Annotated in this window: 14 protein-coding genes; 12 read left to right on the forward strand and 2 right to left on the reverse strand. The window is 38.9% G+C overall.

The window, feature by feature from the left end; translation table 11 throughout:
* On the reverse strand, positions 1–2,475 hold a 2,475-nt coding region (gene rne / locus H4J56_RS08480; protein WP_182251860.1), incomplete at its 3' end, for a ribonuclease E.
* Positions 2,476–3,089: 614 nt separating this feature from the next.
* Here rne and rluC point away from each other — a divergent pair.
* Both rluC and H4J56_RS08490 read left to right on the forward strand, forming a co-directional pair.
* Positions 3,090–4,037, forward strand: a complete 948-nt coding sequence (gene rluC, locus H4J56_RS08485; protein WP_070376494.1) for a 23S rRNA pseudouridine(955/2504/2580) synthase RluC — start codon at positions 3,090–3,092, stop codon at positions 4,035–4,037.
* Positions 4,038–4,149: 112 nt separating this feature from the next.
* Positions 4,150–4,815 carry an HAD-IA family hydrolase gene (locus H4J56_RS08490; protein WP_182216873.1) on the forward strand — a complete coding sequence of 222 codons (666 nt, stop codon included), beginning with the start codon at positions 4,150–4,152 and terminating at the stop codon, positions 4,813–4,815.
* A gap of 121 nt (positions 4,816–4,936) precedes the next feature.
* Here the strand turns inward: H4J56_RS08490 and H4J56_RS08495 are convergent, their stop codons facing one another.
* The gene (locus H4J56_RS08495; RefSeq protein ID WP_070376496.1) at positions 4,937–5,536 is read right to left on the reverse strand and encodes a nucleoside triphosphate pyrophosphatase; all 600 of its coding nucleotides are present in this window, start codon (positions 5,534–5,536) and stop codon (positions 4,937–4,939) included.
* 119 nt (positions 5,537–5,655) lie between these two features.
* Between H4J56_RS08495 and yceD the strand changes: the two genes are divergently transcribed.
* The 10 genes from yceD (at position 5,656) to tmk (ending at position 13,888) form a co-directional block, all read left to right on the forward strand.
* A complete protein-coding gene (yceD, locus tag H4J56_RS08500) occupies positions 5,656–6,168 on the forward strand; it encodes a 23S rRNA accumulation protein YceD (RefSeq protein WP_070376497.1) in 513 nt (170 codons plus the stop codon).
* 47 nt (positions 6,169–6,215) lie between these two features.
* Positions 6,216–6,386 (forward strand): 50S ribosomal protein L32, encoded by a 171-nt coding sequence (gene rpmF, locus H4J56_RS08505; protein WP_070376498.1) that lies wholly within the window; start codon positions 6,216–6,218, stop codon positions 6,384–6,386.
* Positions 6,387–6,426: 40 nt separating this feature from the next.
* Positions 6,427–7,428, forward strand: a complete 1,002-nt coding sequence (plsX, locus tag H4J56_RS08510; protein WP_070377233.1) for a phosphate acyltransferase PlsX — start codon at positions 6,427–6,429, stop codon at positions 7,426–7,428.
* Positions 7,429–7,549: 121 nt separating this feature from the next.
* Complete coding sequence (gene fabD, locus H4J56_RS08515) at positions 7,550–8,485, forward strand: ACP S-malonyltransferase (protein WP_182216871.1); 936 nt, start codon at positions 7,550–7,552, stop codon at positions 8,483–8,485.
* Positions 8,486–8,493: 8 nt separating this feature from the next.
* Positions 8,494–9,228 carry a 3-oxoacyl-ACP reductase FabG gene (gene fabG / locus H4J56_RS08520; RefSeq protein ID WP_070376500.1) on the forward strand — a complete coding sequence of 245 codons (735 nt, stop codon included), beginning with the start codon at positions 8,494–8,496 and terminating at the stop codon, positions 9,226–9,228.
* A 160-nt stretch (positions 9,229–9,388) separates the two neighbouring features.
* Positions 9,389–9,622 carry an acyl carrier protein gene (gene acpP, locus H4J56_RS08525; protein ID WP_070376501.1) on the forward strand — a complete coding sequence of 78 codons (234 nt, stop codon included), beginning with the start codon at positions 9,389–9,391 and terminating at the stop codon, positions 9,620–9,622.
* A 460-nt stretch (positions 9,623–10,082) separates the two neighbouring features.
* Positions 10,083–11,321 (forward strand): beta-ketoacyl-ACP synthase II, encoded by a 1,239-nt coding sequence (gene fabF / locus H4J56_RS08530; RefSeq protein WP_182216877.1) that lies wholly within the window; start codon positions 10,083–10,085, stop codon positions 11,319–11,321.
* Positions 11,322–11,426: 105 nt separating this feature from the next.
* Positions 11,427–12,236 (forward strand): aminodeoxychorismate lyase, encoded by an 810-nt coding sequence (pabC, locus tag H4J56_RS08535; RefSeq protein ID WP_182231325.1) that lies wholly within the window; start codon positions 11,427–11,429, stop codon positions 12,234–12,236.
* A 2-nt stretch (positions 12,237–12,238) separates the two neighbouring features.
* Complete coding sequence (mltG, locus tag H4J56_RS08540) at positions 12,239–13,237, forward strand: endolytic transglycosylase MltG (RefSeq protein WP_182216867.1); 999 nt, start codon at positions 12,239–12,241, stop codon at positions 13,235–13,237.
* Positions 13,238–13,258: 21 nt separating this feature from the next.
* Entirely contained in the window at positions 13,259–13,888 is a 630-nt protein-coding gene (tmk, locus tag H4J56_RS08545; RefSeq protein WP_070376504.1) for a dTMP kinase, read from the forward strand.
* Position 13,889 lies beyond the last annotated feature (1 nt).

The following is a 13,889-nucleotide window of genomic DNA, read 5'->3' on the forward strand; positions in this document are numbered from 1 at the left end:
AACAACAGGCGTTTCAACTACAGGCGTTTCAACTACAGGTGTTTCAACAACTGGTGCTTCAACAACTGGCGTTTCAACTACAGGTGTTTCAGGATATCTTGCTTCAACAGGGTCTTCACTAACTTCAGTTGTTACTAATGCTGCGTTAACATCAACTGCCTGATTTTCAGCAGGTTGACGACGACGTTGTCCATTAGAGCGTAAGTGCCTAGGTGAACGACGGTTTCTAGGACGCTGTTCATCACTAGTTTTAGTCTCACTAAGCTCTGGCTGGGTAGCATCGGCTTGTGTAGTTACTGTTTCAACGGTTACCGCTTCGTCGATAGTCGCGACTACTTGAGCCTTTTCTTCTGCGGCTATTTTGCTTAACGCAGCGTTATTAACAACCGTTGAGTTTTCATCAACAATACGTACTTTTTTACTGTTGTTACGACGTTGACGACGTACTGTAGTTTTTTCTTCTTTAGGCTTAGTATTACGCTCTACTGGCGCTTTACGAGGCTGTTTATTCGGCTTGTTATCTTTATTTTCATTAATGTTGTCTTTATTGTCATTAATGACTGGCTTGATATCAGCACGATCTTCATTTTGAGTATCATTACGTTTGTCGTTACGATTAACATTTCTGTTATCGTTGCGGTTTTCGTTACGATTATTATTGTTACGACGTTGACCTTGACGACCACGTTGCGGACGACGTTCACTGTTGTTGCTTTCAGGTTTCTTTGCAGGTTCAACAACTTTAGGTGCAACTTCCTCTTCAGCAGCGAAGAGTGATTTACCCCACTTAATTAAACCATCAAATAAGCCCGCAGATGCTTTTACTGGAGCTACAGGCGCTACAGGTTTTACGGCGGTTAACGGTGCTGATTGCTTAGGTGAAGACATGCCTTGCAAGGCTGGCTCGTCACGTTTAGCGGCTTGCTTATCGAATTTAGGCATTACAGCTTCTTCAACTGAAGCTTCAGTAATGGTTCTTTCGTAGCTTGCTTCTTCAACACTCTCGTCGGTTCTTACTCTAATGACTTCATATTGTGGTGTGTCCATATGAGGATTAGGAATAATAAGAATATTAACGCCGTGATGTTTTTCGATATGAAATACTGAACGACGCTTTTCATTCAAAAGATAAGTCGCTACAGGTACAGGTACTTGAGCTTGTACATGTTGCGTATTTTCTTTAATGGCTTCTTCTTCCATTAAACGCAAAATAGACAAGGCTAATGATTCAACACTACGTACGTGTCCAGTACCATTACAACGAGGACAAACGCCTTGGCTAGTTTCACCGATAGAAGGGCGTAAACGTTGACGCGACATTTCTAATAAACCAAAACGAGAAATTCGACCTAATTGAATACGAGCTCTATCTTGTTTTACAGCATCACGCATGCGATTTTCAACTTCACGTTGATGACGCACAGGTGTCATGTCAATAAAATCAATAACCACTAAACCACCCAAATCACGTAAACGTAATTGACGAGCAACTTCTTCAGCAGCTTCTAAGTTAGTGTTAAATGCGGTCTCTTCTATATCACTACCTTTAGTTGCGCGGGCAGAGTTAACATCTATTGATGTCATTGCTTCAGTTGGGTCAATAACAATTGAGCCACCAGAAGGAAGTCTTACTTCACGCTGAAACGCAGATTCGATTTGTGTTTCAATTTGGTAATGGGTAAATAGGGGAACATCGTTCGTGTAGAGTTTTATTTTACTTAAGAAATCAGGACGAACCACTTCTATATGTTTTTTAACACTTTCGAATGTTTTCGGGCGATCAATTAATACTTCACCGATATCGCGGCGTAAATAGTCACGAATAGCACGAAGGATAACGTTAGTTTCTTGGTGAATTAGGAAGGGAGCAGGTTTAGTTTCTGCCGCTTCTGAAATGGCTTTCCAATGGTGTAAAAGAACGTTTAAATCCCAGTCTAATTCTTCATAGTCTTTACCAACACCAGCAGTGCGAACAATTAAGCCCATGCCTTTAGGTAATTCTAATTTGTTTAAAGAGGTTTTTAAATCTGTGCGTTCATCGCCTTCAATGCGACGAGAAATACCACCAGCACGAGGATTATTTGGCATTAATACCAAGTAACTACCGGCTAAACTGATGAAAGTCGTTAACGCTGCGCCTTTCTGGCCGCGTTCTTCTTTATCAATTTGAACTATAACTTCTTGGCCTTCGCGCAAGACTTCTTTGATATTTGGACGACCCTGAAAGGTATAACCTTTAGGGAAATATTCGCGTGCGATTTCTTTCATCGGTAGGAAACCATGACGTTCGGCGCCATAGTCAACAAATGCAGCTTCTAGAGACGGCTCTATACGCGTGATTTTTGCTTTATAAATATTTGATTTCTTTTGTTGATGACCAGGACTTTCGATATCTAAATCATAAAGTTGTTGACCATCGACAAGTGCTACACGTAACTCTTCCGATTGTGTAGCGTTAATTAACATACGTTTCATAGTTTTAGTGACTCATTTTAGTCACAACACTATAAGCTTCGAACACAAAGCAATTTATCGCTATGGTAACAGCAATTTGTCAGCCTCTCGGGTGTCATATTACAGCGCCATAGTGCGCTGTAAGCTGTTATTTAATCTGATTGTACTCTCAGGTGATATTCACCCAAGAAAAATTGTTTCTTCATGCGCGCAGCAAATTGTGCTGTGCTCGATATTATCAAATTGATATTTGTTGAGCAGTTTGAAATTCGGCGTTTTGGCTTACTATTCGGTTTGTTGCTCGATGGAAATTTATCTAATTTGGTTTATATCATTACAAAATAGCTTTCGTTGCGCGGGACTAAAATGTTTATGCCGTTTTTTGACTTGTTATTCAGGTCAATTCTTGCAATAGGCCGTTCGGTTAATGTGTCGTCGATAATAATTTATCGTGATAACGCACATTAATGTGGCCGCATTTTGCCTCTTACGTTTCGCTAAAAGCTTCTATTTTTTACCTTATTGTCTTAAATAAACAATAACGCCAAGATTATCCCACTTAATTGAGGCAAAAGGCAATTAAATCGCTGAGTTAATTACGCTAAAATGAAAATATATATGTTAAACTCGCTTTTATGAATGAAAATACAAAACCCCAAGTTCGATTTTATACAATCGATAGCGAAGACGCTGGTCAAAGAATAGATAACTTTTTATTAAAAACCTTAAAAGGTGTGCCGAAAAGCATGATTTATCGCCTATTAAGAAAAGGCGAGATAAGGGCTAATAAAAAACGGACTAAACCAGAATACAAAATACAAGATGAGGATCTGATTCGTGTTGCGCCCATTCGTATTTCTGAAAATACTAATGAAGTGTCTACTAAGTTAAATATTGTCGCTAATTTAGAAAAACAAATATTGTTCGAAGATGACCGTTTAATTGTTATTAACAAACCTTCCGGCATGGCAGTTCATGGTGGTAGTGGTTTAAGTTTTGGTTTAATTGAAGCCATGCGAGCTTTACGCCCCGACGCAAGAATGCTTGAACTTGTTCATCGACTCGATAGAGATACTTCAGGCTGTTTAGTTATTGCTAAAAAACGTTCAGCTTTACGTCACTTACATGAACAGTTGCGTAATAAAACGGTGCAGAAATTTTATCATGCCTTAGTTAAGGGACAATGGTCGACTAAATTAACCCGTGTAACGGAAGGCTTGAAAAAGAATGATTTAAAATCGGGTGAACGTGTCGTTGTTGTCGATAACATTAATGGTAAAGAATCAGAAACGCGTTTTAAAGTGTTAAAAAACTTTGAAAATGCCACACTCATTCGCGCCTTTCCGGTTACGGGTCGTACTCATCAAATTCGTGTGCATTGTCAAATTAAAGGTCACCCTATCGCTTGTGATTCAAAATATGGCTATGAAAACTTTGACGAAGACATGAGAAAACTAGGACTTAAGCGCTTATTTTTACATGCGGCTAGTATCGAATTTACTCATCCAAGTACCGATGAAAGAATTAAAATAGAAGCACCGTTAGAGCATTCCTTACAAAATTTACTAACAAAACTAAAGTAATTCCTCTGGCGTGATACTAAAGTAAATTTAGCTTCACGCCATTATCTTCCTTATAAACCTAAACACTTCTTAGCAAATAGACCTTAATTATTAAATGACTAAAAGAGAAAATATGCACAACTATAAATTAGTGATTTTTGACTGGGACGGCACATTAATGGACTCTGTCGATCGTATTGTTTTCTCAATGCAAGCCACAGCTGTTGCATTATCACTTGCACCACCGGGTTATCATCAAGCGAAACAAATTATCGGCTTAAGTCTACCTAAAGCAATTGCAACGTTATTTCCTCAGGCTAATGAAGAGCAGGTACAATTATTAACGGCACAATATAAGCACCAATATGTTGAAGTAAATACTACGCCAACCCCATTATTTGATCATGCGCTTGAATTATTAGTTAATTTAAAAAATGAAGATAAGTTTTTAGCGGTTGCGACAGGAAAAGCGCGAGCAGGTTTACAACGTGTTTGGTTAACGAGTGATACCGAACACTTTTTCCATGCCTCTCGATGTGCCGATGAAAGTATTTCTAAACCTGATCCAGATATGATCAATAGTTTGTTAAAAGAATTAAAGATTGAAAAGCATCAAGCGGTGATGATAGGTGATACTTCTTTTGACCTTGAAATGGCGCAAAGAGCAGGGGTTGATAGTATTGGGGTAACTTATGGTGTCCACGATGAAGACGTGCTGTCAAAGTATCAACCAAAAGCGATTGTTGGCTCATTGGCTGAACTACATCAATTATTGTTAAATAGGGCGGTTAAGGGGTAACACCTGTCGCTATTGTCATTAACTGTTTACTATTTGATTGCTTAGTCAAATAGCAAACGTTGCTGCCAGCAACTAAGCTCAGTTAACTCGGCTATTATACACACCGATTAAACGACGGGTACTATTGCTGTTTTCGTTGCTCTTGTAACACATCTAACCCCTGCGCTTTAAGTAAACTAATCAGTCTAATTAACGGTAAACCTATTAGGGTATTAGGATCATCCCCCTCAAGCTTTTCAAATAAGCAAATACCTAGTCCTTCACTTTTAAAACTCCCTGCGCAGTTATAAGGCTCTTCGGCATGCAAATAGGCAGTAATTTCTTGTGCAGAAAGTTCTTTAAAGTGTACGGTGAATAAATCAACCAACGAGAGACTTTTTCCTGTTGAACTGTCGAACACACATAAACCCGTATGAAACTCTACCGCTTTGCCGCTAAAGCTGCTCAGTTGTTTAAAGCCATTTTCAAAATTATGCGGTTTACCTAATATCTTTCCTGCAGACAAAGCCACTTGATCTGAACCAATAATCAGCGCATTCGGAAATTGACTGGCAACAGCCTTTGCTTTTTCTACGGCTAAACGTTCGACAAGTTCAATGGCTGTTTCGTTAATTAATGGTGTTTCATCGACATTAGGTTTTGCACAATCAAAAGCTAAATTTAACTTTTCTAAAATAATTTTTCGAAAAGGCGATGTAGAAGCTAAAACTAAAGTTTTCACAGGAATTACTCAAAATATAAACAGTTATACAATAATATGTGGGCTTTCTTTAATTTTTAAACAAAAATTGTTATTTTTCTTTTGACAGCAGGGGGCAAGCACATTAATATGCGCGCCTTATGCAAAATCTTAAACTCCCGATAATGATAAACCCCCGAAAGAGCGCCCAACGCAGGTTGGTGTGTGACGGCTTCTTTGAAGTGTCGGGGATGAATAGATTGCTTGAAGTGTGTACTCCATGCAATGAGCAGATGCAGGTTAATGTTAATTTTGATGTGGACGATCTCGGCTTGAATGTCATATCAGGAACAGGATCCGTATCAGTAGCATTAACTTGTCAGCGTTGTACTGAACCATTGATAATAGATTTGGATGTAGAGTTTACTCTAAGTCCTGCTAAAGATGATGAAGCCGCTGAAGCATTGCCGTCATATTATGACGCAATAGAATTAGATGAAAATGGTGAAGTTAACCTGCTAGAATTAGTGGAAGAAGAGTTATTACTCGCAATTCCGTTAATTGCAATGCATGAGCCCAGTCAATGTCAGGCATCAGTTGACAGTGTATGGGGCGAATTGCCTGAAGAGCTTGAAAAACCAAACCCATTTGATATATTACAGAAATTTAAATAAACAACTTATTTAATTAATAACGATTAACCGATTTTTAGGAGTAGCTAATGGCAGTTCAAAAGAGCAAAAAGTCTCGTTCAAGACGTGGCATGCGCCGTTCACATGACGCAGTAACAACAGAAAACTTATCAGTAGATCCAGTATCTGGTGAAACACACCGTCGTCATCATGTAACAGCTGATGGCTTTTACAAAGGTGTTCAAGTAATCAACAAGTAAGCTGATTGCTTTGAAAAGTCTAACCATAGCGTTAGATGTTATGGGGGGCGATAAAGGCCCCCTTATAACAATTCCTGCTGCCATCTTAGCAGTGAAAAACATTCCAGAACTTCATCTCATTCTTTGCGGTGATGTCGATATTATTAACGCTGAATTATCCAAACGTCAGTGTGCTAACCACCCCCAACTAACCATCTTTCCAACCACTCAAATAGTGGCTATGGACGATAAACCTATTGTTGCCTTGCGTAACAAAAAAAATTCTTCAATGCGAAAGTCACTTGACCTTGTTCATGAAAACAAAGCACAAGCCTGTGTAAGTGCTGGCAATACCGGTGCACTTTTTTCAATGGCCCATTTCGTTTTGAAAACACTTGTTGGTGTTGAACGTCCAGCATTAATTTCTTCTCTTCCTACTCATGATGAAAACAAACATGTTTTTATGCTCGATTTAGGTGCAAATGTTTTTTGTGACTCTAATGTTTTGTATCAGTTTGCTGTTATGGGCTCTGTTATGGCTGAGCAGGTCGATGGCATTAAATCGCCACGTATAGCTTTGTTGAATATGGGTGAAGAAGAAATGAAGGGCAGTGACCATATAAAACAAACCGCAGCAAAATTAGCGCAAAACAGTGACATTAATTATATCGGCTTTGTCGAAGGTAATGATATTTTCACCAACAAAGCAGATGTGATTGTTTGTGATGGCTTTGTCGGTAATGTTGCACTGAAAACCTGTGAAGGTGTTGCTCGTTTAGTCTACCAAAAAATGAATACTGTGCTGTCTCGCAACCTTTTTACCCGAATTGTTGGACGTTTATTGTCCTCAACGTTAAAAAAACTCTTTAAACCCCTGAACCCCGACCAGTATAACGGCGCAAGTCTGATAGGATTACGCGGTATTGTGGTCAAGAGTCACGGTGATGCCAGTTCAAAAGCTTTTTATATGGCGATATTAGAGGCGATAAAAGAAATTGAACGTCAAGTGCCAGAAAAAATAAAAGACAAACTTGAAAATGGTTTTGCTTGTGGTCGCAAATAAATTATTAGTATTGAGTTAACGTAAAGCGTATTTAAAGCATTATCTTTTTATCAAGAAAATAATCCATTAAGTATCATCAATACACCTTTAATTAAAACACAAATAAACATTAGGTAATAAAATGCAAAATAATTTAGCGTTTGTTTTTCCCGGCCAAGGTTCACAAACTGTTGGTATGTTAGCTGATTTTGCTGACAATGAAGTCGTACAAAATACTTTTTCAGAAGCGTCTGCTGCTTTAGGTTATAACCTTTGGCAATTAGTTGCGCAGGGTCCTGTTGAAAAGCTCAATCAAACAAACTTTACTCAACCGGCACTATTAACGGCCAGTGTTGCATTATGGCGTTTATGGTCATCACAGTCTGATTGTAAACCGGCAATGTTAGCGGGTCACAGTTTAGGGGAATATTCAGCATTAGTTTGTGCGGGTGTAATCTCTTTAACAGAAGGTGTTAAGTTAGTAGAGAAACGTGGCGAATTTATGCAAGCCTCTGTACCTGAGGGCGTCGGCGCTATGGCTGCTATTATTGGTCTTGATGACCAAGCGATTATTGATGCCTGTGAAAAAGCACAAGATAACGAAGTAGTTGCGGCTGTTAATTTTAACTCGCCAGGACAAGTCGTTATTGCCGGTCATAAAGCTGCGGTAGAACGTGCCGGTGTCTTATGTAAAGAAGCGGGCGCAAAACGCGTGCTACCTTTACCGGTAAGCGTGCCATCGCATTGCGCATTGATGAAAGATGCCGCAGACAAGCTCGCTGAAGCATTTAATAATATCACTTTTAATACACCAGAAATTCCCGTAGTAAATAATGTTGATGTTGTTGCAGAAACAGATGTTGAAGCAATAAAATTAGCCTTGATAAAGCAATTGTACAGTCCAGTACGTTGGACAGAAACGATAGAGCTACTCGCAAAAAGCGGTGTTTCACTCGTCGTAGAAGCTGGTCCAGGTAAAGTGTTACTAGGGTTAATTAAACGCATCGACAAAACAATCACCAGTGTTTCAGTTAATGATCAAGTATCATTAACTAAAGCATTAGAAACAATTAAATAGGGTAAATTATGTTTTCTTTTGAAGGAAAAGTCGTCTTAGTTACTGGCGCAAGTCGCGGTATCGGCAAAGCCATTGCAAGCCAATTTAAAGCTTTAGGTGCAACGGTATTAGGTACGGCAACATCTGCACATGGCGCTGATAACATTAGTGAATATCTAGGCGAAGGTCATGGTTTAGTGCTTAACGTTACTGACAATGATTCTATTGCCGCTATGTTTGTAGCGATCAAAGAGAATCATGGTGGCATTGATATCTTAGTCAATAATGCGGGTATTACGCGTGACAATTTATTTATGCGAATGAAAGATGATGAATGGCAAGATATTATTGATACTAATCTTTCATCTGTGTTTAAAATCAGTAAAGCGGTTATTCGCGCTATGATGAAAAAACGCAATGGTCGCATTATTAATATTGGCTCAGTAGTTGGCACTATGGGCAATGCTGGGCAAGTAAACTATGCAACCGCAAAAGCTGGATTGATTGGTTTTACAAAATCATTAGCGCGTGAGGTTGCATCTCGTGGCATAACTGTTAATACTGTGTCGCCGGGATTTATCGATACCGATATGACACAAACCTTAACAGATGAGCAAAAAGAAGGTATTTTTTCTCAAGTACCGGCAAATCGCTTAGGTAAGCCAGAAGAAATTGCTAACGCAGTTGTTTTTCTAGCTTCCGATGGTGCAGCATATATTACTGGCGAAACATTGCATGTAAACGGCGGTATGTATATGGTTTAATTAGTTGGCTTAATATTATTGAACCAACAAATTGAACAAATTTAGAGCAGTCAACAGGTTAGACCAGACGAAAATTAAAATTAGAAGCTTGCAAGCTAGGCTGTTGACGAATAAACTACACACAATTACGAAAAATTATATTTTCTAGAAAGGAAAAAAAATGAGTACTATTGAAGAACGCGTAAGAAAAATTACAGTTGAACAATTAGGTGTAAGTGAAGAAGAAGTTAAAATTAGCTCTTCTTTTGTTGACGACCTAGGTGCTGACTCTTTAGACACTGTTGAATTAGTCATGGCGTTAGAAGAAGAATTTGATACTGAAATTCCAGATGAAGAAGCTGAAAAAATCACAACTGTACAAGCAGCTGTTGATTACGTTACTGCTAACCAATAATTACAACGTTAATTATTAGTTTTTAGTTACTGGTTTTCAAGCCAGGCTTTTAAATGAGAATTTAAAGTACACATTCAGGCGGTTTTTACCGCCTGTTTTTTTATCTACGATTCATACTCGTACCACTTCAAGATGCAGGTTTCAGCAGTCGATAAAGAGTAAGCGACACAGGTTATCGTTCCACACATAACTTAAGTACTTATATCCGTATGGCCAAAACATTGATTGAAGAGAATAGTTATTCTATTGTTGAAATCAATAACGTTGCAGATAAGCTATAAAACGAGCTCATCGTTACAATACTTGGTAAGGGAATAACTACTGTCCTCGTATCGCGCCTTTTCTGACTTCCTAGCTTAATTCTGAAACTGCATCTTGAAGTGGATCGGGTATATATTGTTATTTTCTCAACATGAGAATATAACGATTTCTTTTCCTTATAAACTCTTAGCGGAGGCACATAGTCATGAGACGCGTTGTTGTTACCGGTCTTGGTATGTTAAGCCCTTTGGGCAACTGTCCTGAATCTACTTGGCAAAATTTACTGCTGGGTAAAAGTGGCATTAGTAATATTGAACATTTTGATACCTCTGTATACACCACTAAGTTTGCAGGTTTAATTAAAAACTTTAATGCAGAAGATTATATTGCACGAAAAGAAGCCAAGAAAATGGATCTTTTTATTCAATATGGTGTTGCCGCAGGTATACAGGCTTTTAAAGACTCAGGTCTTGAAATTGATGATGTAAACACCCACAGAGTTGGTGTTGCTGTTGGTGCTGGTATTGGCGGCCTAGGATTAATTGAAGAAAACGTTGAGAAAATGCTTAATGCAGGTCCTCGCAAGTTATCACCATTTTTTGTGCCTTCCACCATTATAAATATGATTTCTGGTCACTTGTCGATGATGCACGGCTTAAGAGGCCCTAATATTTCTATTGCAACTGCTTGTACAAGTGGTGTGCATAATATTGGTCATGCGGCTCGTATGATATCTTATGGCGATGCTGACGCTATGTTAGCCGGTGGAGCTGAGAAAGCTTCAACACGGACGGGTATTGGCGGTTTTGGTGCTGCACGAGCGTTATCAACGCGTAATGATGCACCAGAGCAAGCTTCACGTCCTTGGGACAAAGACCGCGACGGCTTTGTACTGGGCGATGGCGCAGGTGTTCTAGTGCTTGAAGAATTTGAACATGCAAAAGCGCGTGGTGCAAAAATTTATGCTGAGCTGGTTGGCTTTGGTATGAGTGCAGATGCTTACCATATGACCTCGCCACCTGCCAATGGCGAAGGTGGCGCGCGCGCGATGATTAATGCAATTAATGATGCAAAAGTTGACCAAAGTAAAATTGGTTATATTAATGCTCATGGTACATCAACACCCGCAGGTGATATTGCCGAAACCAACGCAGTAAAGTCGGTATTTGGCGACAATGCTTATAAACTTATGATGGGTTCTACAAAGTCAATGACGGGTCATTTGTTGGGCGCAGCAGGTGCAGTTGAAACTATTTTTACTGTGCAAGCCTTAATGAATAATGTGGTACCACCGACAATAAATTTAGATAATCCCAGCGAAGGTTGTGATTTAGATTATATTGCTCATACGGCACGTGACGCCAATTTAGAATATGCTTTATGTAATTCTTTTGGCTTTGGTGGTACGAACGGTTCATTAATCTTTAAAAAAGTTTAAGCGCAATAACCGAGAAATATCATCAACTAAACCTTGCAGTTAATTGTTTAAGCCTGAATACTAGTCATCAGTATTCAGGCTTTTCTATTTCTAATGAAACCCAATATGTATTATCAAAGTGTTAATGGTCAAGTAGAGCAACACCTTTCAATCAATAATCGCGGCTTAGCTTATGGTGACGGCGTTTTTACTACTGCGAAAGTGCTCGATGGTAAAGTTGAACAATTAGCGGCTCACATTGAACGATTAACCATGAGCTGTAAAACGCTCAATATTCCCTTGCCAGATATGAATAAAGTCATTATTGAATTAATGGCTGTAGCAGAGCGTTATACTTTGTCTGTAGCAAAAGTGATTATAACGGCAGGTGATGGCGGGCGAGGATATTCTCGACAAGGCTGCCAAACAAGTAACGTTATTATTACTTTTCACCCTTTTCCTGAACATTATGCAAACATGCAACAACAAGGTCTTCATTTGGGCGTATCTTCATTGAAGTTAGGTATTAGCTCTTTACTCTCAGGGATAAAACACCTTAATCGTCTTGAGCAGGTGCTTGTTCGCCAGGAAGTCGATAACCGAGCAGAAGATGATTTATTAGTACTAAATTATTTTGATAATATTGTTGAAGCAAGTGCGGCGAATGTCTTTTGGCTGAAAAATAATGTTTGGTACACACCAGAACTAAAAGAGTCAGGTGTCGAAGGGTTAATGCGTAATCATATCTTACAGACTACGGGTAATTATTGTAAAATTGAGATCGTTAACGTAAAACTTGCTGCGCTTGTTAATATCCAAGCGATGTTTATTTGCAACAGTGTTATGGGTATTATGCCGGTTAGACAATTTCAACATCAAAAATTAGCATTAATGCCTTGTCGTGATATGGCTAAGTTTATTGAGGATATTTGCTAAAAATGAAAAAAATTAAGATAATATTTGCTGTGTCGTTTTTCACCGTGGTGATGTTAAGCGCCTCTTTAGTTGCCTATACCTTTTATCAAATGAAACAGCCGCTCAATATTTCATCCACCCAACTATTAACCATTAAAGACGGTACCTCGTTTAGTCGATTTTCAGAACAACTGATCAAAAATGGCTGGCTCAATACGCGCTTTTGGATGCGTAATTATGTTCGACTTAAGCCCGAGTATGCGAATATAAAAGCGGGCACTTATCAAATTAATAAAGACGTTTCTGTCGAGGTTTTGTTGGCGCAATTAGTTGCCGGTAAAGAGCATCAATTTACCGTGACTTTTATTGAAGGAACAACCTTTAAGGAATGGTTAGTGCAGTTGAGTGAAACGGATAACCTAGTGCATACGCTTCAGCAAACTTCGGTGGCTGATATCGCGAGTAAACTCAATATTGAACACGTTAATCCCGAAGGGCTGTTCTACCCAGAAACTTACGCGTTTACTGCCGGTACTACCGATATAGAATTGTTAAAACGTGCTCAACAACAAATGTCCGTTGAATTAAATCTAGCGTGGCAAAATCGCGCCGAACCTTTACCTTATAAAAATAAGTATCAAGCGTTGATCATGGCATCGATAATTGAGAAAGAAAGTGGCAAAAATGCCGAGCATGGCATTATTTCATCGGTATTTTTTAACCGTTTAAACAAAAAGATGCGCCTGCAAACTGACCCAACCGTTATTTACGGTTTAGGTGAACGTTACCAAGGAGACATCAAATATCGTCACTTGCGCGAGAAAACACCGTATAATACTTACCGAATTAATGGTTTGCCACCTACACCTATCGCTATGCCTGGTAAAAGTGCCATACATGCCGCGTTAAACCCATTAACAACAGATTATTTATATTTTGTCAGTAATGGCAAAGGTCAGCATATCTTTTCAACTAATTTAAAAGATCATAATGCGGCAGTAAAAAAATATCAGTTGAACTAAAAATTGCATAAGAAGTAAAAAATGAATAAAGGTCAATTTATCGTCATTGAAGGTATTGAAGGGGCAGGAAAATCTTCAGCTATTTCAGTGGTTAAAAAAATACTCACCGAGCATGGTATTGATTTTATTAATACTCGAGAGCCGGGAGGCACTCCTTTAGCGGAGTCATTGCGCGATATCGTGAAATCTGCCGATCACCAAGAAATATTGACACAAGAAACTGAATTATTATTGATGTACGCTAGCCGCAGTCAGCTAATGGCGAATCGAATTCTTCCGGCATTAGAAAAAGGTCAATGGGTCATCGGTGACCGCCATGATTTAAGCTCAAGGGCTTATCAAGGGGGTGGCAGACAATTTAACGATGAACTTATGGACACGATTGCTCAAGTGACCTTAAAAGGCTTTAAGCCGCAGTTAACACTCTATTTAGATATATCTCCTGAGCTAGGTTTAGCAAGAGCGCAAGCTCGAGGGGCATTGGATCGTATCGAATTAGAAAAAATAGAATTCTTTCATCGTGTCCGTAATAAGTATCTTGAAATTGCGTTAGCCGATGAAACGATTAAAATTATTGATGCCAGTGCGCCTATGCCTGTTGTACATAATAATATTCGCTTAGCGGTAAACGAATTTTTAAAAAGTCATTAAT

The sequence above is a fragment of the Colwellia sp. BRX8-4 genome (assembly GCF_014077345.1).
In the GTDB taxonomy this organism is placed as follows: Bacteria; Pseudomonadota; Gammaproteobacteria; order Enterobacterales; family Alteromonadaceae; genus Colwellia_A.

Excerpts from the sequence above, each read along its gene's own strand:
- fabG (WP_070376500.1), top strand. The coding sequence starts at position 8,494 with ATGTTTTCTTTTGAAGGAAAAGTCGTCTTAGTTACTGGCGCAAGTCGC.
- tmk (WP_070376504.1), top strand. The coding sequence starts at position 13,259 with ATGAATAAAGGTCAATTTATCGTCATTGAAGGTATTGAAGGGGCAGGA.
- mltG (WP_182216867.1), top strand. The coding sequence starts at position 12,239 with ATGAAAAAAATTAAGATAATATTTGCTGTGTCGTTTTTCACCGTGGTG.
- H4J56_RS08490 (WP_182216873.1), top strand. The coding sequence starts at position 4,150 with ATGCACAACTATAAATTAGTGATTTTTGACTGGGACGGCACATTAATG.
- acpP (WP_070376501.1), top strand. The coding sequence starts at position 9,389 with ATGAGTACTATTGAAGAACGCGTAAGAAAAATTACAGTTGAACAATTA.
- fabD (WP_182216871.1), top strand. The coding sequence starts at position 7,550 with ATGCAAAATAATTTAGCGTTTGTTTTTCCCGGCCAAGGTTCACAAACT.
- plsX (WP_070377233.1), top strand. The coding sequence starts at position 6,427 with ATGGGGGGCGATAAAGGCCCCCTTATAACAATTCCTGCTGCCATCTTA.
- rluC (WP_070376494.1), top strand. The coding sequence starts at position 3,090 with ATGAATGAAAATACAAAACCCCAAGTTCGATTTTATACAATCGATAGC.
- rpmF (WP_070376498.1), top strand. The coding sequence starts at position 6,216 with ATGGCAGTTCAAAAGAGCAAAAAGTCTCGTTCAAGACGTGGCATGCGC.
- pabC (WP_182231325.1), top strand. The coding sequence starts at position 11,427 with ATGTATTATCAAAGTGTTAATGGTCAAGTAGAGCAACACCTTTCAATC.
- yceD (WP_070376497.1), top strand. The coding sequence starts at position 5,656 with ATGCAAAATCTTAAACTCCCGATAATGATAAACCCCCGAAAGAGCGCC.